At 59.9% G+C, this 18,027-nt stretch carries 23 protein-coding genes and 1 pseudogene; 4 read left to right on the plus strand and 20 right to left on the minus strand.

Annotation, left to right across the window (positions count from 1 at the left end):
* Positions 1-12: 12 nt before the first annotated feature.
* The gene (locus LXM55_RS06165; protein ID WP_233319590.1) at positions 13-939 is read left to right on the plus strand and encodes a LysR family transcriptional regulator; all 927 of its coding nucleotides are present in this window, start codon (positions 13-15) and stop codon (positions 937-939) included.
* Here LXM55_RS06165 and LXM55_RS06170 read toward each other — a convergent pair.
* Together LXM55_RS06170 and erdR are read right to left on the minus strand one after the other, a co-directional pair.
* Positions 936-1,298, minus strand: a complete 363-nt coding sequence (locus LXM55_RS06170) for a diacylglycerol kinase (RefSeq protein WP_068580555.1) — start codon at positions 1,296-1,298, stop codon at positions 936-938. The genes LXM55_RS06165 and LXM55_RS06170 overlap by 4 nt on opposite strands.
* Positions 1,299-1,373: 75 nt before the next feature.
* Positions 1,374-2,024 carry a response regulator transcription factor ErdR gene (gene erdR, locus LXM55_RS06175; RefSeq protein ID WP_011059586.1) on the minus strand — a complete coding sequence of 217 codons (651 nt, stop codon included), beginning with the start codon at positions 2,022-2,024 and terminating at the stop codon, positions 1,374-1,376.
* Between the two features lie 238 nt (positions 2,025-2,262).
* Here erdR and LXM55_RS06180 point away from each other — a divergent pair, with 238 nt between their 5' ends.
* Positions 2,263-3,168 (plus strand): DMT family transporter, encoded by a 906-nt coding sequence (locus tag LXM55_RS06180; protein WP_233319591.1) that lies wholly within the window; start codon positions 2,263-2,265, stop codon positions 3,166-3,168.
* On the opposite strand, the gene LXM55_RS06185 is transcribed toward LXM55_RS06180, so the two are convergent.
* The gene (locus LXM55_RS06185) at positions 3,152-3,862 is read right to left on the minus strand and encodes a tRNA-uridine aminocarboxypropyltransferase (protein WP_233319592.1); all 711 of its coding nucleotides are present in this window, start codon (positions 3,860-3,862) and stop codon (positions 3,152-3,154) included. The genes LXM55_RS06180 and LXM55_RS06185 overlap by 17 nt on opposite strands.
* 191 nt (positions 3,863-4,053) lie before the next feature.
* Here LXM55_RS06185 and LXM55_RS06190 point away from each other — a divergent pair, with 191 nt between their 5' ends.
* Positions 4,054-4,479 carry a quorum-sensing-regulated virulence factor family protein gene (locus LXM55_RS06190; RefSeq protein WP_233319593.1) on the plus strand — a complete coding sequence of 142 codons (426 nt, stop codon included), beginning with the start codon at positions 4,054-4,056 and terminating at the stop codon, positions 4,477-4,479.
* On the opposite strand, the gene LXM55_RS06195 is transcribed toward LXM55_RS06190, so the two are convergent.
* Positions 4,480-4,674, minus strand: a complete 195-nt coding sequence (locus LXM55_RS06195; protein ID WP_233319594.1) for a hypothetical protein — start codon at positions 4,672-4,674, stop codon at positions 4,480-4,482.
* A 446-nt stretch (positions 4,675-5,120) separates the two neighbouring features.
* On the opposite strand from LXM55_RS06195, the gene LXM55_RS06200 reads away from it, so the two are divergent.
* Entirely contained in the window at positions 5,121-6,239 is a 1,119-nt protein-coding gene (locus LXM55_RS06200) for a TIGR00730 family Rossman fold protein (RefSeq protein WP_233319595.1), read from the plus strand.
* 40 nt (positions 6,240-6,279) lie between these two features.
* Here the strand turns inward: LXM55_RS06200 and recX are convergent, their stop codons facing one another.
* From recX to LXM55_RS06280, 16 genes and pseudogenes are all read right to left on the minus strand, one after another.
* On the minus strand, positions 6,280-6,747 hold the full coding sequence (gene recX, locus LXM55_RS06205) for a recombination regulator RecX (protein WP_233319596.1): 468 nt from the start codon (positions 6,745-6,747) through the stop codon (positions 6,280-6,282).
* Between the two features lie 8 nt (positions 6,748-6,755).
* Positions 6,756-7,808: a recombinase RecA gene (gene recA, locus LXM55_RS06210; RefSeq protein ID WP_092320155.1), complete on the minus strand. Its 1,053-nt coding sequence runs from the start codon at positions 7,806-7,808 to the stop codon at positions 6,756-6,758.
* A gap of 83 nt (positions 7,809-7,891) precedes the next feature.
* Positions 7,892-8,392 (minus strand): CinA family protein, encoded by a 501-nt coding sequence (locus LXM55_RS06215; RefSeq protein WP_233319597.1) that lies wholly within the window; start codon positions 8,390-8,392, stop codon positions 7,892-7,894.
* Between the two features lie 164 nt (positions 8,393-8,556).
* Positions 8,557-8,889, minus strand: a complete 333-nt coding sequence (locus LXM55_RS06220; protein ID WP_020372545.1) for a hypothetical protein — start codon at positions 8,887-8,889, stop codon at positions 8,557-8,559.
* A 5-nt stretch (positions 8,890-8,894) separates the two neighbouring features.
* Positions 8,895-9,083, minus strand: coding sequence for a Com family DNA-binding transcriptional regulator (locus LXM55_RS06225; RefSeq protein ID WP_233319952.1), 189 nt, complete (start codon positions 9,081-9,083; stop codon positions 8,895-8,897).
* A 71-nt stretch (positions 9,084-9,154) separates the two neighbouring features.
* The gene (locus LXM55_RS06230; protein ID WP_233319598.1) at positions 9,155-9,661 is read right to left on the minus strand and encodes a hypothetical protein; all 507 of its coding nucleotides are present in this window, start codon (positions 9,659-9,661) and stop codon (positions 9,155-9,157) included.
* A gap of 156 nt (positions 9,662-9,817) precedes the next feature.
* A complete protein-coding gene (locus LXM55_RS06235; protein ID WP_233319599.1) occupies positions 9,818-10,381 on the minus strand; it encodes a glycoside hydrolase family 19 protein in 564 nt (187 codons plus the stop codon).
* Between the two features lie 51 nt (positions 10,382-10,432).
* Positions 10,433-10,813 carry a phage tail assembly chaperone gene (locus LXM55_RS06240; RefSeq protein ID WP_233319600.1) on the minus strand — a complete coding sequence of 127 codons (381 nt, stop codon included), beginning with the start codon at positions 10,811-10,813 and terminating at the stop codon, positions 10,433-10,435.
* A gap of 278 nt (positions 10,814-11,091) precedes the next feature.
* A pseudogene (locus tag LXM55_RS06245) lies at positions 11,092-11,952 on the minus strand (phage tail protein); the annotation flags it as partial.
* 331 nt (positions 11,953-12,283) lie between these two features.
* Complete coding sequence (locus LXM55_RS06250) at positions 12,284-12,760, minus strand: DUF4376 domain-containing protein (RefSeq protein ID WP_233319602.1); 477 nt, start codon at positions 12,758-12,760, stop codon at positions 12,284-12,286.
* On the minus strand, positions 12,757-14,388 hold the full coding sequence (locus tag LXM55_RS06255; RefSeq protein WP_233319603.1) for a phage tail protein: 1,632 nt from the start codon (positions 14,386-14,388) through the stop codon (positions 12,757-12,759). Before LXM55_RS06255 ends, LXM55_RS06250 begins: the two co-directional genes overlap by 4 nt.
* A gap of 15 nt (positions 14,389-14,403) precedes the next feature.
* Positions 14,404-15,003, minus strand: coding sequence for a YmfQ family protein (locus LXM55_RS06260; RefSeq protein WP_233319604.1), 600 nt, complete (start codon positions 15,001-15,003; stop codon positions 14,404-14,406).
* A complete protein-coding gene (locus LXM55_RS06265; protein ID WP_233319605.1) occupies positions 14,991-16,031 on the minus strand; it encodes a baseplate J/gp47 family protein in 1,041 nt (346 codons plus the stop codon). The genes LXM55_RS06260 and LXM55_RS06265 overlap by 13 nt, the downstream gene beginning before the upstream one ends.
* Positions 16,021-16,419, minus strand: coding sequence for a phage GP46 family protein (locus tag LXM55_RS06270; protein ID WP_233319606.1), 399 nt, complete (start codon positions 16,417-16,419; stop codon positions 16,021-16,023). Before LXM55_RS06270 ends, LXM55_RS06265 begins: the two co-directional genes overlap by 11 nt.
* Positions 16,420-16,421: 2 nt before the next feature.
* Entirely contained in the window at positions 16,422-16,928 is a 507-nt protein-coding gene (locus LXM55_RS06275; RefSeq protein WP_233319607.1) for a phage baseplate assembly protein V, read from the minus strand.
* A 57-nt stretch (positions 16,929-16,985) separates the two neighbouring features.
* Entirely contained in the window at positions 16,986-18,026 is a 1,041-nt protein-coding gene (locus LXM55_RS06280) for a phage baseplate assembly protein (protein ID WP_233319608.1), read from the minus strand.
* Position 18,027 lies beyond the last annotated feature (1 nt).

Here is an 18,027-nt window from a genome sequence, read left to right on the forward strand (position 1 = left end):
GGTTATATCGATATGCGATTTACTCTCCGTCAACTGCAAGTCTTCGTCGCCGTCGCCCAGCAAGAGAGTGTTTCTCGTGCTGCGGGGCTGCTGTCCCTGTCGCAATCGGCCGCCAGCACCTCGATCACCGAGCTGGAGCGCCAATCCAGTTGCCAGCTCTTCGATCGCGCCGGCAAGCGCCTGAGCCTCAATGCCCTGGGCAAACAGTTGCTGCCGCAAGCGGTGGCGCTGCTGGACCAGGCCAAGGAAATCGAGGACCTGCTCAACGGCAAGTCCGGCTTCGGCTCGCTGTCGGTGGGTGCGACCCTGACCATCGGCAACTACCTGGCCACCCTGCTGATCGGCAGCTTCATGCAGGTACACCCGGAGAGCCAGGTGAAGCTCCATGTGCAAAACACTGCGCATATCGTGCAACAGGTCGCCCACTATGAAATTGATCTGGGTCTAATCGAGGGCGACTGCAGCCATCCGGATATCGAGGTACAGACCTGGGTCGAGGATGAGCTGGTGGTGTTCTGCGCGCCACAGCATCCACTGGCCAAACGCGGCCACGCCAGCATGGAAGAACTGACCCACGAAGCCTGGATCCTCCGCGAGCAGGGTTCCGGGACGCGCCTGACCTTCGACCAGGCCATGCGTCATCATCGCAGCGCGCTGAACATCCGTCTGGAGCTGGAACACACCGAAGCCATCAAGCGTGCGGTGGAGTCGGGGTTGGGCATTGGCTGCATTTCCCGTCTGGCGCTGCGCGACGCGTTTCGCCGCGGCAGCCTGGTGCCAGTGGAAACGCCAGAACTGGACCTGGCCCGGCAGTTCTACTTCATCTGGCACAAGCAGAAGTACCAGACCTCGGCCATGCGCGAGTTCCTCGATCTGTGCCGCTCCTTTACCGCCGGAGTACAGCGCAGCGACGAAATCGTCCTGCCGAGCATTCCTTAGATCAGGATCACGGCCCAGACGATGGTGATCATGCTCAGGGCGACAAACTGCGCCGCACTGCCCATGTCCTTGGCGTTCTTCGACAAGGGATGGCGATCCAGGGAAATGCGATCGATGGCCGCTTCCACCGCCGAGTTGAGCAACTCGACAATCAGCGCCAGCAGGCACACTGCAATCAGCAGCGCGCGCTCGACCCGGCTGACATTGAGCAGGAAGCTCAGAGGAACCAGGATCACATTGAGCAGCACCAATTGGCGAAATGCCGCCTCGCCTGTGAACGCCGCGCGCAAACCATCGAACGAATAGCCGGCGGCGTTAAGGATACGTTTAAGACCGGTTTGACCTTTGAAAGGCGACATAAGCTGGGCAACTGAAGAAAAAGGAGTGGGGAAACTAGTTCAACCAAAGTCAAAAAAGCGTGAACCAACAGCCGGTTAATGGCTGGAAATTGACTCAAGTTGTTGCAGGAGCAGCGCCGCCTGGGTTCGGGTACGCACCCCGAGCTTGCGGAAGATCGCCGTTACGTGGGCCTTGATCGTCGCCTCCGAGACACTCAGTTCATACGCGATCTGCTTGTTCAGCAAACCTTCGCAGACCATGGTCAAGACTCGGAACTGTTGGGGCGTCAGGCTGGCGAGGCCTTCGCTGGCCGCCTTGGCTTCCGCTGAAACACTGACTTCTTCAAACGCCTGGGGCGGCCACCAGACATCACCGTCGAGCACGCTGCGCACGGCCTGCTGAATGACTTCCAGGGAACTGGACTTGGGAATGAAACCGCTGGCCCCAAACTCTCGGGAACGCACCATGACGGAGGCTTCTTCCTGCGCGGAGACCATCACCACCGGAATCTGCGGGTACTGCCCGCGCAATAGCACCAGGCCGGAAAAACCGTAGGCACCGGGCATGTTCAGGTCCAGCAGGACCAGATCCCAGTCGGATTTTTCAGTGAGTCGGACTTCCAGCTCGGCAATGCTCGCCACTTCCACCAGACGCACATCGGGGCCCAGGCCCAAAGTGACAGCTTGATGCAGGGCGCTGCGAAAAAGCGGGTGGTCATCGGCAATCAGGATTTCGTATGTGGCCATTTTTCAAATGATCCTGTTTTTCATGGCAGGACTGATGCATTCAGCCCTCACCAAAGCAACACGGAGGCACGCCAGAAGGCAACACCCAAAGAGCACGAACGCCGCGAAAAGCCTGAGCAAAACAGTGGTTCAAACAGCGCCGGCGCCCTAATCGGCGCCAAGCATGCCCAGCGAAGCCGGGGTGGTCAAGCTTGAAGCTTTGCGGCATCTTAACCGGCTAACTAATAAGAGAGCGATCATGCGAAGCCAAGCCTTGCGTGCCGATGTCCTGATGCTGATTACCGCCGTGATCTGGGGCTCGGCGTTTGTCGCACAAACCTCCGGTATGGATCATATCGGCCCCTTCCTTTATTCCGGCCTGCGTTTCGCCCTGGGCTCTCTCTGCCTCTTACCGCTGGTGCTGCGTAGACCCACCTCTGCCAACCAGCCCGAGCCATTACTCAATCGTGGCCTGCTGCTGGGGGGCGTCCTCATGGGGCTGGCCCTTGCCCTGGGCATCAATCTGCAACAAGTAGGGTTGATGTTCACCACCGTGACCAATGCCGGTTTCATCACCGGGCTCTACGTCATTGTAGTGCCACTCCTGGGACTACTGATTGGCCACAAGACCGGCCTGGGCACCTGGCTCGGCGCCGTGCTGGCAGTGGTGGGCATGTTCCTGCTAAGTGTCAGCGACGGCTTTCACGTTGCCTCGGGAGACTGGCTGCAGTTGATCGGCGCCTTTGTCTGGGGCGGGCACGTGATTCTGGTGGGCGTGTTCGCCGGCCGCCATGATCCGATTCGCCTGGCGTTCCTGCAGTTCGCCACGTGTGCAGTGGTCAGCCTGATCCTGGCGCTGTGCCTGGAGCCGATTGCCTGGGCTGCCATCGTCGCCGCCGGCCCGGCGATTCTCTATGGCGGGATGGTAGCCGTCGGCATTGGCTACACCCTGCAGGTGATTGCCCAGAAGGATGCCATCGCCTCTCATGCAGCCATCATTCTGTCCCTGGAAGCCGTGTTTGCTGCCATCGCCGGAGCCTGGCTACTGGACGAGTCGCTACAGGCCCGCGGCTACTTCGGTTGCGCGCTGATGCTCAGCGGTATGCTGGTGGCCCAGCTTTGGCCGAAAAAACCCCAGGCAAGCGCGACTACACAAAGGGCTTGAGCCGGGCATGAACCTCGTCATCCGGATCGATAGCCTTCTGGAACTTCGCCGACAGGTAATGGGTGCTGAACAGGTCGAAATAGGCGTCCAGCACCTGACTGACTTGTTCGTCTCCGGCCAGCTCCAGACATAACGCCGCCACCTCAGCGGTGCAGAAGTGGTCATCGCGCTTGGAGCGGCGCAACTTGTAACGCGAGAGTTTTTCCGGTGACAGGCTCAGAACCGGCAAGTGCTCAAGGTAGGGGCTCTTGCGGAACATCTTGCGTGCTTCGCTCCAGGTTGCATCCAGCAGAATGAACAGCGGCCGCTTGCCCTCTTCCTGCCTGACCTCACTGACCACCCGCTCGGGCGCCACGAACTCTCCCGGAAACACGATGTAAGGCTGCCACTGCGGATCGGCGAGCAACGCCAGCAGTTGCGGATCAACCTCGGTGCGCGACCAGCTGAACGCCGTGGTGTCTTCGATCACATCGGCAATCAGCCATCCCGTGTTGCTCGGCTTGAGCGGCTCGACGTCATGCATCACCAGGCACATGGCTGATCGGGCCGTGACTTTCGGCCGCCAGGCGCACAGGCAATGGCTGGGAATTACCCGGCAGCGAGGGCAACGCTCGGCCCGTGAACCCCGGGCAAAAAAGGGCTTGGCCACGCGCGCCATCCGCAGATCACGTAGACGGGAAACCGCATGGCTCATTGCGGGGAGTACCGGCAAGGGACAGGAATCAACACGACAAACACTCAGGAGGGTAAAAAGGCGGACAAGTTTATCAGAGCTATCTGTTCAAACCTGTACCGCCCTGCGGCCTCTCCCCCTATAATTCGTCGCCACTGAACGCACAGTCGAGCGGCTGGTCGAAGCATCAGTCACTGCACCAGGAGAGTTTCATGTTGCGCTTTACCATCCCTACCGTTGCCCTTCTGCTGGCCTTGCCCCTGGGTGTCCAGGCTGCGTCTTTGCAAGAGTTCGAACTGAGCAAAATGCTGGAGAAGGTCGCTGCGGAAAGCAACGTCGGCACTCCCCGGGAAGTCAACGAGAACATTCTCGATCAGGGTTATACCGTTGAGGGCAAGGAGCTGATCAACCACCTCAGCGTCCAGGCCGGCCACGCCGAACAGATGCGCGCCAACCCCAAGGCGGTCTACTTGCAACTGGGCGCCAGCGTCTGCCGCAACCCCAACTACCGCAAGCTGATGGCCAAAGGCGCGATCATGCGCTACGAATTCACTGAAAACCGCACCAATCGCCCAGTTGCCTCGGCACGCTTCCAAGAGTCGGATTGCCCGGCACAGAGCGCTCCCAAGAAGAAATAATCATGAACGAGCCGCGCGCCGTTGTTGATCATCGGCGCGCAACTCCGCAACCAGGGCCTGTAGATATCGCGAAGGCCGCCCTTCTGCCGCCAGTCGGCGCCGGCATTCATCCTCCAGGCTTATTTGGTGGGCAGCGGCAGCGGCTTGCAGCAGCCGATACAACTGCGGATCAATCTCCAGCGTGACAATGCTCACACCCTGCCTCCCTGCTCCAGGCCTGCGCGGCCCGGAACCTGCTTGCCTCTCCCCGGCCCCAGCTCCTGCACCCAGTGCTGCACCTTAGTAAATCAGAGCTCAAAGCCATTGCCGCGCCTCCAGACCAGCGGTGCCACCAGCAGGTAGACCAGCAAGAAGCGGTTGCCAGCCAAGACTTTATGGGCACATGATCAAGCCATTCCCGTTGATTGCTGGCGAGCGGTTCAGGAGGCCGTCCTCAAGCGTCTTGCAGTGCAAATGTTCTCTCAAATAAAGGAAAGCAGAACCTCTGTGAATGACTCGAACACTGCCCAGCGACTATCCGCTGTGATCGGGTCCGGAAACGTGCTCATTCGCTGGGCTGAGCAGGCAGCGACACAGGCAGTGTCGTGGCACGTTCGAATATCTCGGTCGTGCGCAAGGTTCTGTGCAGAAGGAGAAGCTGAATGCCTTACCAATCGAATGACCTGTTAAACCGTCATTTTCAAAACAAGGGGGTCGACCTGGCGAACCAGGTCGAAGAGCAACTCAACCAGATAGCCCCCAACAGCCCGAACCTTCCTCTTTACCGCGACATGGTACTCACCGTCCTGCGCATGGCCGAGGATGACCTCAACCGCTGGAACGCCAAGATCACCCTGCAAGCGCTGCGTGAGCTGGAACACGCCTTCCGGGTACTGGAACAGTTCAAGGGCCGACGCAAAGTGACGGTCTTCGGCTCGGCACGTACCCCCAGTGAACACCCGCTGTACGCCATGGCCAGGGAGCTGGGCGCGGCCCTCGCCCGCTCGGACCTGATGGTCATTACCGGCGCCGGCGGTGGCATCATGGCCGCCGCTCACGATGGCGCAGGCCTGGAACACAGCCTGGGGTTCAATATCACCCTGCCTTTCGAACAACATGCCAACCCCACCGTCGGCGGCACAGAAAACCTGCTGTCGTTCCATTTCTTTTTCACGCGCAAGCTGTTCTTCGTCAAGGAGGCCGATGCCTTGGTGCTCTGCCCTGGCGGCTTTGGCACCCTGGATGAGGCGCTGGAAGTGCTGACGCTGATTCAGACCGGCAAAAGCCCGCTGGTACCAGTGGTACTGCTGGACGTGCCTGGCGGTCAGTTCTGGCAAGGCGCCCTGGAGTTCATCCATAACCAACTGGAAGCCAACCGCTACATTCTGCCCAGTGACATGAAGCTGGTACGCCTGGTGCACAGCACTGAAGAAGCAGTACAGGAAATCCAGCAGTTCTATGCCAACTTCCATTCCAGCCGCTGGCTCAAGCAGCAGTTCGTCATCCGCATGAACTACAACCTTAATGAACAGGCGCTGGGGCAGATGCAGACAGCCTTCGCCGACCTGTGCCTGAGTGGCCAGTTTCAACAGCATGCCTACAGTGGAGAGGAACACGACGATGTGCAGTTCAGCCATTTGGCTCGGCTGTCATTCGCCTTTAATGCGCGCGACAACGGTCGCTTGCGCGAGCTGATCGACTTCATCAACCTGCCGGAAAACTGGTCCCGACCTCAGCCCCAGGCAATGCAACGGGCCAGAGAAACCAGCAAAGCCAACTGACTCCAGCCATAGCCCGCTGCGTTACGCAGCGGGGACGGCGTCAATCATCCATGCCCCGGCCACTTAACAGACGGCTGATCATGTCCATGGAATATCCGCGATAAGCCAGGAAACGCCCTTGTTTGGCACGCTCCCGGGCATCGACAGGAAACTGCCCGGCAAACTTGCGCTGCCAGACGTCGCGCAATTGCTCCTGCCAATCGATTCCGCACTCTCGCAGAGCAAGGTCGATATCACTGCGCTGCAAGCCGCGCTGGCCAAGCTCTTCACGAATACGCATCGGCCCATAACCGGATCGGGCACGATAGGAAACAAAGCTTTCAAGGTAACGGGATTCGGACAGCAGCCCCTCTTCCGTCAAACGGTCAAGGGCAGCTTCGATCATTTCAGGAGGGGCGCCGCGCTGACGCAGTTTACGCGTCAGCTCGACTCGACCGTGCTCGCGTCTTGCGAGCAGGTCCATTGCGGTTCGCCGCACCGCGACGAGGGTATCGAGTACGGCGTTCATTGGATCAATCAGATATCAGCGTCGGCCATATCGTCTTCGGTCTCTTTGACCGGATTGGCTTTGACGTCTGGCGAACCCGTCAGCAGCTTGTCGCGGATCTGTTTCTCCAGCGCGTTACCAATTTCCGGGTTGTCCTGCAGGAACTTGGCCGAGTTGGCCTTGCCCTGACCGATCTTGTTGCCCTGGTAGCTGTACCAGGCACCGGACTTCTCCAGGAAACCGTGCAGCACGCCCAGATCGATGATCTCGCCGTTGAGGTAGATGCCCTTGCCGTAAAGAATCTGGAACTCGGCCTGACGGAACGGCGGAGCCACTTTGTTCTTGACGATCTTGACCCGGGTTTCACTACCCACCACTTCGTCGCCTTCCTTCACCGCGCCGGTACGGCGGATGTCCAGACGGACCGAAGCGTAGAACTTCAGCGCGTTACCACCGGTGGTGGTTTCCGGGCTGCCGAACATCACACCGATCTTCATGCGGATCTGGTTGATGAAGATCACCAGGCAGTTGGCGTTCTTGATGTTGCCAGTGATTTTACGCAGCGCCTGGGACATCAGGCGGGCTTGCAGGCCCACGTGCATGTCGCCCATTTCGCCTTCGATTTCAGCCTTGGGCACCAGGGCCGCCACGGAGTCGACGATAATCACGTCAACCGCGTTGGAACGCACCAGCATGTCGGTGATTTCCAGGGCCTGCTCGCCGGTGTCCGGCTGGGAAACCAGCAGGTCATCAACGTTCACACCCAACTTGCCGGCGTACTCCGGATCCAGCGCGTGCTCGGCATCGACGAAGGCACAAGTGGCACCGGCTTTCTGCGCCTGAGCGATGACCGACAGGGTCAGGGTAGTTTTACCGGACGATTCAGGACCGTAGATTTCAACGATACGGCCTTTTGGCAGACCGCCAATGCCCAGAGCGATGTCCAGACCCAGAGAGCCGGTGGAAATGGCCGGGATCGCCTGACGGTCATGATCGCCCATACGCATTACGGCACCCTTGCCGAATTGACGTTCGATCTGACCCAGGGCCGCAGCCAAGGCTTTCTTCTTGTTGTCGTCCATTAAAGTCCTCACGTAATCAATAAGGCCTGACGGCCAACACCTGTATAAGTAGCCAGTATTATTCCACAGCGTTCGAGGATCGCCTACCCCTGATTTGCGATTTCTGCCGCAGCATGTTGCAGCAACCCCTCTAGCGCGGCCTTCACCGTTTGTCGGCGGACGTCATCGCGATTACCGGAGAAGTGCCGGCACTCGGCAGTCAACGTCTCTCCCGCGCCCCAGGCCAGCCACACAGTGCCCACCGGCTTCTGCGCAGAACCGCCATCCGGCCCGGCGATACCACTGACCGCCACGGCGAAACGCGCGTGGCTCTTGGCTTGTGCCCCGCGGACCATCGCTTCGACGACTTCGCGACTGACCGCGCCGACCGAATTGAACAAATCGGCCGGCACATTCAATTGCAGGGTCTTCTGACGGTTGGAATAAGTGACATAACCGGCCTCGAACCAGGCCGAGCTGCCCGGAATCCTCGTGATCGCCTCGGCAATCCCACCGCCGGTGCAAGACTCCGCCGTGGTGACATGGGCATTCAGAACCTGCAAACGCCGGCCGAGTTCAGCGGCAAGCTGGGTAATTTCTTTCACAGTCCTCTCCTGATGGGGCTGGCGTGTGCTTACCGTACACCAGGAAAGGCGGCTTGCAAGTGACAAGCCGTCAGGAAACCGAACAGCTCTGGAACAATGCTTCAGACCAGGCCCCCGAGGCCCAGGAAAGCACTCGCACAAGATCACGGAGCTCGACAGACAGCTCAGGCCAGCAGGTCCCAAGTCAATGCGATTGCACCACCCGGTGTAGATGCGTATGCCCACAATGCCTGGCCTGCGGGGATACGGATCGGGTACGGCATGACAATCTCGGAGTCACTGCCGGAAATGCTAGAGCCATTGCCAGAGAAGATGATTGCCGCATTGGAGATGGAAGAGCCGGTCGGCCCCACATACAGATCGACGACACCGGTCGAGGTCTTGATCAACCCCGTCTGAATGATCAGGCCACCGGTGTTTTGGGCAGCCGAAACGATTTCCACGATGCCTTTAGGAAATACGGTGATGAAGTGTTTACCCATGGTTACTGCGTTCATATTTTTCACCTTTGAATGGAAGGGTCGGTCACGGAAAGTGCCGTTTTCATGTCGCTCAAAGGCGATTGCCCAAGGCTCGAGGCCTTCACATGATTCAAGGTTCCGCAGCGGGAACATTTGATCTGGAGCTCGGTAAACTCACCCACACGGGCGAGAAGTCGTTTGCAACGACCGCATCTGCACTCTTTTAACATCGACAAGTCCATTTGATTTCAACCACCCGAAACCGCGGCAGCGACCCACTTTCCTGCCAGCCTCGGGGCTGTCAGCGCATCGCCGGAGCACCTTGCAACAGCGCCTGCGACTCGCGCACCCACTGCTGCAACGCCCTCAATTGCTCAGCGTTGGCGTGGCATTGGTTGTAGTTGTCGACGACGCTGGCGGCGACGGTAGAAAGTGCAATGCCCGAGGCGGCGTCATCAGCGACGCCGGGGCCTGCGGCCACGGGCAGGTTGGCGGCGCCGGCGTCGTGCACCCGGACAAAACCACCAGGCACAACGCAGGCGTTATCAGCTGCTTTCGAAACATGGATAGGAACCTCCTTGGTGATAGTGGCGCCCGCCTGATAAACCTTGACGACACGATCGACGTACTCGACCACCACCTTCTCCTTGACCCGGCCCAACGCCTGGCCCTGCTCGAAGGATTGCTGCAGTCGGGCCTCGTCCAGGCGCTGCTGTTTACTGCGCTCGCTGCCAGCACCGCTGACGAAACCGAGGGCATAGAGCAACCCCGCTACGACGGCGAGGGCCAGCCAACTGCGGATATTCATCACGCCCTCCTTGGACCGATATGAAATGCATCAAACGGCCGGCAAAAATCCCTGTAGCCGCTGCCGCAGGCTGCGAAAAGGTCCGCAGGACCTTCCCTCCAGGTCCAATCGCAGCCTACGGCAGCGACTACAGAAGGTGCCCGTCTCCGCATGAACTCAGACCACCGGCAGGCACAGCACCGCCCGCGCCCGGGCCCAGAGTTGCAGGCGATCCTGCAAGCCGTTCAAACCGCCATTGATGCGGCGGGTGATGCTGTTGAACTCATCGCGATCGGCCAGGGCATTGAGCCCGCCGCGCTCCCAGAACCAGGCCGCCGACTCGGCGGCCCATTGCGGCTGCTCCAGCAGCTCCGGCAACTCCAGCAGGCGCTCATCGCCAAACAGCCCGAGGCTGCACTGGCGATAGTTGCTGCGCCCGGTGATCTGGATCAGCCCGCGCCCGCGATAGCGCTGACCGTCGCCATCGGCTTGCGGGGTGTTGCCCAGGCGCGCCGCGAGTGAGCCGGTGTCGTACTTGCTCAGGTATTGATCACTGCCCAGCTCGCGCACGTATTGCAATTGCCCGGATTCGTGACCGATCTGGGCCAGAAAGGCCGCCTGGCGCTTCGGTGTATCGATTTGCCGATGCGCCATGGCGGTGTTGAGTGGAGAAACAAAAACGCCCGCTTGGCGGCGGGCGTTAGGCATGATTTGTTGCAGTTGTTGTTCGGTGATTGGCATGGTCTATGTGAGTAAGTTGAATAAGAAAAACGCCCCGATGATGCGGGGCGTTTATTGAATCTGCCGGGCCAGCCAGGACGGTGCCTCCGGACGGAAATTAGCATCGGGGAAGCTCGCCGATTGCGGCCAATCACGCAGCGCCTGCATATACACCAGCAGTTCATTGAATTGCTCCCTATCAATGCTGGTGGAGGCTTGAATTTCAAGCTGATCGCGATGACGCTCTCGCAGCCACTTCAACGAAGTCAGTTCACTATCACGCCAGTTGCGTTCCATATCTTCTTTGGTAGGCAACGCAGATGTCGCACTGGCGATATAGGCTTGTATCTGCGTTTCGGACATCGGCAATAAACTGCTCGGGATGAAGTGCTCAGGGGCGTCATCATCGTAAGCATGGACTTCGTTTGTTTCGGGGTTATGGAAGTACTTCATGCGCGCAACTCCGACCAGCACAAATTAATAGGACTGACAAGTGTGACTGTATAAGTGGCTCCGGCAGGCACTACGAATGCTGCGTGATAGGCCGAGAAAGATAAGTCCATGGCACCAACCTTGGCATAAATGCTGCTGCTGTTGGACGAGATCGCCACATGTACCTGAATTGGCCGACCTGTTGTATTTGTGTAGACAGTTCCAGAAACGCGGCTCGTTGTAAGGTTTTGCCAGACTTGACCATCGCCCAGGCCACGAGGCCTCGCCTCTAGTGCAGCAACGTTTGCGGCCAGGCCTGCAATGTCAATATTTCCCTGATTGACTGGAGCGTTCCAGGCTTTGATGCACCACATGACGGCCAAATTGCGTGGGCGAGTCTCGGCCGCTGTACGAGCGACACGAGAAGCATCGAATGTAAAACGGGGCCGTGTTGATGAAAGGGAGTAACTCTCGCCCTGCCCTCCCCCATCCTCGACCGTAAAGGCACCTGTTGCCAAGTTGGACGGCCCAAACTGCGTATACACAGTCATAGTGCCGGTGATGTTCTGCAACGCATCCGTCTGGCTACTGCCAAGCGTTCGCCCCGCATCCACCCCCCGCCCATGATCCCACCCCCGCAGAAACTCCCCCCGAGACTCCGGCAAACGGAAGTTACCCGCGCCCTCGCCCCCAGTGTTGAAGGTCGTCCCCAAATAAGCCGCCAGGTCCGGATAAGTCGCAGCACTCTGCACACTGCCATCCACCTCCAGAAACCCCGCCGGCACCGTGCCTTTGGGAAACGGCACCATGGCCCCCACCGGCAAGGCTGACATGTTCTTCAACAACGCCTCGATCTCCGCCTTGGTGTAGGTCACCGACTTGGTATACGCATCGGTAATCCCATACTCGGCCAAGGTGCTGCGAATCTTCTCTGGCGGAATCGAATCCCGGACGATCGCCTTGATCGCCGCCAGTAGCTGATCATGCTCGGCCTCGGCCGGCTCCTTCCCACCCGCACGAATCACATTGAGCAATTCGTCGGTCACTGCATTTCCCCAGTCGGAAGAAATCAGTGAGCCCACTTGCCCCGTGACCGGGTTCTCGTCGACAAACTTCCCATTTACCAGCCCGACACTGGGCACACTCTTTGGATAATCCACTCGTCTGTCCTCTAGTTGAAATTGAAACCCACCAACGCAAGGTAGATGGGTAGCCAATAAGTCAGAGACTCCAGGCCTAGGCCTGGAACGATCTCAATGTGCTGTGTGCATCAACTTGCCCTGATGCCGAACTCTGGCCAAGCCGATAACGAACTGAATCGCATCGACAGTTGACCAGAGAGATCAACATCGGGATTTATCAAAGGGTAAGAAAGGTGAAATGCCCCATCGAAGGACGAGGAGTCGGAAACAATGCCTTTAGCATCGTCCCGGTAATCAGAGGGTTGAAACAGGTAGCTCTCAAACCACCAAAAACATCAATGAAGCGCTGTCACAACAATTCAGGCGCTGCGGAAAACTCAACAGCCGGCCAACCTGCAATGAGCATCGACGCCTCATACAAGCCAGCATCAACAGCAGCAACCAACTCGCTCTCACGCATAAAGCAGGCCTGTACGTAAGCATCAACGGCACTATCACAAACCTGTACCTGACGTGCATCGAGTTGCACGAAAGAACCACTTTCCAGCTTCCAGTAGATTACGTAGTTGGCATTTCGACTTGCCCTTACTGCGGCTCGAGTGAGCTTTGCCTGGCTTGCACGATCCGTTTGAATAGCCAGGCCTTGCACAACGATACCGGCTTCCTCACGCCTGAATCGTTCATCGGCAATCAATGCCAACATATCGGTAGCGTTAAGAGCGAGAGTCGGATATTCGAGAGAGAAAACCTCCCCTTCCAGCAAGTGCTCAACACCGTCCACTGCCCTGCAACCCCGGCCATCGGCTCGAACTGCAAAACCATTCATAGGTTGTCCTCCCATCCAATACATTGCAAAACACCTGTCGCCGCAAAAGAACCGAATCGAATCGTTGGTCCTTCCAGCAAAAACAGACCATTGGCAGTAGGTACCGGCGAAGAAGGGTTATATCCGCCGACGAAGGGCGCAGCGTTGAGCGTTGCGGTATTCAAATAAATAAGCGCTTGTGCGGTATAGGCGCTGCTGGGGGCAAAGCCGACGTAGCCGTTGTTGGTACCGGCAGTCAGTGAAATTTTTGCCGCCGTCGGCGGAACAAAAGCAGAGACGGAAACATCCGCAGCGGGGCTGACAACCCCAGAAGCCATGACCGGCAGATTTTGCACATTGGAACCCGGAACCACCTTGTACTGAACGCTGTTACCCGCCTGAATAAACGACAACAGAAACTTGTTTGCCGTGGGGTCGGTTCGCGTCCAGCTGACCCGGGCCTTGTGGGTGTATCCCACAGGTAGCACAGGAGCTTTCTCACTGAGCGACAGCAAACCCGCAACCCCCGCACCTCCCCAGATCACCCAGACGCTGTACCAGGTAGAACCGGTCAGCAATCCTGTATCCAGTCCATTGGCCCCCATTGCCGTAGCGTTGATCGTTAGATTCACATCACCAAGTGTCTTGAACGACAGATCGTTACCGACCACCAACTGGTCAGCCATCACATTAACGATTGAACTGAGCCCGGAAGCAGAAACCTTCAGAGCTTTACAAATCCCGACCACAGCATTTTTCTGTGCATTACGAACATCAACTGCCAGAGCAGCAACATCGATATTTCCCTGATTGGTCGGTGCGTTCCAGGCTTTGATGCACCACATGACCGCCAGGTTGCGTGGACGGACGTACATAGCCGAGTAAGCAATAACGTCGGATCCAGTAGTTCCTGCATAGATATCTGAAACACCAGTAATTGGCAGCGGAGGGGTGCCATCAGAGTTAAGTCTCGACTTATTCCCCTCCAAGCTCTCATCTGCGTTGTTGTAAAACGCGACTACTGCAGCAGATGTTCTTGTCCCGTCACCAGCACTGACAATTGTGGCAGCCTGTCGACTACCAATAACCCGCCCCGTATCGACACCCCGCCCATGATCCCAACCCCGCAGAAACTCCCCCCGCGACTCAGGCAGACGGAAATTCCCCACGCCCTCGCCCCCGGTGTTGAAGGTCGTCCCCAAATAAGCCGCCAGGTCCGGATAGGTCGCAGCGCTCTGCACACTGCCATCCACCTCCAGAAACCCTGGCGGCACCGTTCCCTTGGGAAACGGCACCATGGCCCCCACCGGCAGGGCCGACATGTTCTTCAGCAGCGCCTCGATCTCGGCCTTGGTGTAGGTCACCGACTTGGTATAAGCATCGGTGATGCCGTACTCGGCCAAGGTGCTGCGAATCTTCTCTGGTGGAATCGAATCCCGGACGATCGCCTTGATCGCCGCCAGCAACTGGTCATGCTCGGCCTCGGCCGGCACCTTCCCACCCGCACGAATCACATTGAGCAATTCGTCGGTAACCGCGTTTCCCCATTCCGAGGAAATCAGTGAGCCGACTTGCCCGGTCACCGGGTTCTCGTCGACAAACTTCCCGTTCACCAGCCCTACGCTGGGAACACTTTTCGGATAATCCACTTGTTCTTGTCTTCTCTAGTCATAGTTGATGTACACCTGTGTATGTGCCGGTGTACTGCGATGGATAAGGCACTCCAGGGCACTCCCCGGGTTCATGCCAAAACGTTCGCCCCAATAGCTCGCGCCGAAACGCCGGCCCAGTTGCAGGCGGCCGCCGGTATTGAGGGTCCACATGAAGTTCGCCCGCCAGGTACCAAAGTGCGCGCGGCCGAAACGCGAGCGCCCCATGCGTGGGGTACTCAGTTCAGTGACGCTGGCGTTGGGGTAGCCCTGGCTACGGGCGATTTCGACGAAGTAGGCAGCGCGCTGGCTGCCCACCGCCAACAGACGCCGGCGCACGGCCAGGCGTCGGTCTTCGAACAGCGGGGTCAGGCCCAGGCAGGGATCGGGCAGGTTCATGACCTTTTCCCAATCGGTCACCAGTTCGCTGACGCTGGCCGGGTCCATTTCGTTTTGCAGGTCGACGGCCCGAGCGTCGATGCGCGCCAGCTCCTCGGAGATGCCCTGCAACACTCGTTCAAGCTCCGGCATCCGCTCCGGGTCCCAGGCCGGGCCGCTGGGCAGCAGGCTGCGCAGTTGGCCCTGGTACTGGGCGGCGTTTCTTATTGCAGCCATTCACAACCTCCAAACACCAGCAGTTGGTTGTTGCTCGCCGGCACATCGGCCTGTGGCGCCTGCAAGCGGTGATCGTGCTCGCCCGTGGCACTGCTGATGGCTTCGCGAATGTGACTCAGCAGCAAGGTCTGCCCCAGGCCGGCTTCGCGGCTGTGCAGGTCGCGCAGCTGGTCCTCGACCGCGGCACGTACCGCGCTGGTGTCGGGGGTCAGGCGCACCTTGTAGATCACCGGCTGCATCACCGGCGCCAGCACATGCACTTCGGCGGTCACCGGACGCAAGGGCTCGATGTAGGCCTGGACCTGCGCCAACTGCTCGGCATTGGGAATCGGCTGCAGGTCGTCGTCACGCATGACGAACAGGCCCACCGTGCCCGGCCCCAGGTAGTTGCGCCGGCACCAGGCGCGGGTGATGCCCGGGCATTCCATGGCCCAGGTTTCGTAGTCGTCCGCCGAGCCACCGTGGGGAATGATCCGATAGGAACGGATCACCCGGGAGCGCAGGGATTCGAGGCTTTCCCGGGCCACGCCACCGCTCAGGCCCGGGGCCAGGACGGTGAACGGGTTGCTGATGCCTTGCACCGGCTGCACCGCGGTCAATGCCAGACCGGCATCGGCATTGCCCAGGGTGCCGCCATCGACCGCCTGGATCGTGGTGCTGTTGAGCCCGGCGCTGGTGGTGCGCGCGGCGGTCACTGTGTAGCTGCGACCGTCGCTGCTTTGCAGCAGGGTGCCAAGATCCAGCACGGCACCGGCCGCGGCCGTGAAGCTGACGCTGCCACTGGCGGCCTGAGCGGCCTTGCGTGGCTGGTTCAAGCGCAGCGCGGCGATGCGCTCCAGGGTCGACTCGTCGGCCTTGTCCGGAAGGATCTGCTCGGCGATCCAATCCAGGTAGCCATACAGGCCAAAGGCGGCACCGCTCAGGGTGCGGGCCAGTACTTGGGCATCGGACTGGCGCAGCGAGTCGCTGGCCAGGTCGCTTTGGGTGCGCTGAATCAGCACCGGCAGCGAAGGCGTTTCAAACGGCATAGGTCACCTGCCAACTGTGAATGGGGTTGATGTCCAGGCGCTCACCGTCGGCCAGGATCAGTACCGTGCGCAGGTTCAGGCGCTGGGCATCGAGGCGTTCGCTGAGGATCTCGACGGCGTTGCAATGACCATCGTCGATCAGCCATTGCAGGGCCTCGCGGGCATAGAACTCGGCGTCGAGCTGGGTCTGCCGGGTCAGCTTGACCCGGCGCAGCAGCCACAACCGCGAACCGATGCGGTCGTCGGCCACGCTGGGAAAACTGTCGCCCCACCAGCCGTAGCGCTGATCGTCGTCCAGGGCATCGTCATCGGCGGCGCGGCACCAGGTGAACAGGCTGATTTCCACAGCCCGGGTCAGGGCGTTCTTCAGGTCATAGGTGGCAAACATGCTTAACCTCCCACCGGTACGCCGGTCTGGCCCGGACCGGGTTGCACGCCGCTGTGGACGTGGTTGATCTGGCTGATGCCGGCGGCGATCTGGTCCCCTTGGGAGACGATCTTGCCGCTCTGGGTCAGGGTCGGTGTATCGATGTTGACGCCGCTGCTGGCGCGGATGTTCAGGGTCGCGGTGTCGATGTCGATGATGCGGCCGCGCTTGAAGTGGATCTTGTCGCCCTCGTCGGTGTAGATCGCCACTTCACCGGCGGCCAGGGCCTTGAGGCGATAGCGCCGGTCGGCCACCACCAGCACCACCGCGTGGGAACGGTCGCCGCCGAGGAAGGTGGCGATGCCCTCGGCGCCGGCCAGGGGATTGCTGGTGAAACCGTAAGGCTCGAAATGCTCCATGTCGTCGTTGACCTCGCCGGCGGTGAGGCGCATTTGCAGCGATTGCAGTTTGTTGGCCGAGTTGGCGAGCACCACGGTGCCCCGCGCCAACAGGCGTGTCAGTAGGCTCATGCTGAGTTCCTTGGGTTGTAGGAGCCGGCTGGCCGGCGAACAGGGGGCGCGCGGCTTTCAGGTTTTGGCGGGGGCCGGGTTGGCGTCGAAGGTCTGCGGCGGCGCCACCTGCAGGGTGGTGATCGAGCCCTGCTCGGACAGCGACCAGGTGACCTTGGAGATCAGCATGTCCTGGTCGAACCCCAGCACCGGGTCGATGACCCGCACCAGGGTGTTGTGGCGCCACAAATCGCCATTGCTCTGGCGCCAGCCCTGCACCTGGTAGGTGGTGGTCAGGGCCTTGCCGGTGCGGGTGCCACACTCCCAGTCAGCACGCTGCTGAGCCAGCTCGGCGCTCAGTTGCGCGGCTTCGTTGATCACCGTGACCCGCTTGCGCGAAACCCTTGCATCGCTGGCCCGGCCAGACACTTCGCTGACCGCCGCGCCGCTGCTCTGGTCGCTGCCCTTGTGCTGGCCGATCACCCGGTACTCGGAAAACACCGCGGAAAAATCCATCGGTGCATTGGCCGAAAGGATGTTCTTGCCCAGCTCCAGGGCATCGCTGGCGCGCCCACCGCTGCCCGGCGCCGCCAGCAGCAGGTAACCGTCGGCGTCGTCGGTGGAGAACACCCGGTACAGGGTCAGCAAACGGTCGATGGAGGCGAACACCGTCTCCCCCGGCACGATGCTGTGGGTGTGCAGCTTGCTGGTAGGGGCGATCTCGCTGCGCACCCCCACCCCGTAGGACGCGGCCAGGGCGCGAACGATGCTCAGCACGTCCTGCTGGCGCCACTGGCTCGGCCGGTTGATGGCCGCGCAATCCACCAGGTCCTGGGTCAAGGAACTGCCCTGGATGCTCAGGCTGATCTGCTTGCCGTCGTAGCTGATCGGCGCCTTGTAGACATGCCCGGTGAGCACCAGGTCGCAACCGATGCGCACCTGACAGCGAGCGCCCGGGCGGATCCGCACCTGCGAGTCCTGCCCCGGCCATTGCCAGGTGATGTTGAGGCTGAAGGTGCGGAACTGACGCTCCAGGTCGGCGCTGATCTCCACGCTCTTCCAGCCGCTGTAGTCCAGCCCGTCCACCGTCAGGGTGACGATATTTGCCAATTCGTCCATG

It is taken from the genome of Pseudomonas sp. Au-Pse12, from assembly GCF_021341665.1.
Classification (GTDB): Bacteria; Pseudomonadota; Gammaproteobacteria; order Pseudomonadales; family Pseudomonadaceae; genus Aquipseudomonas.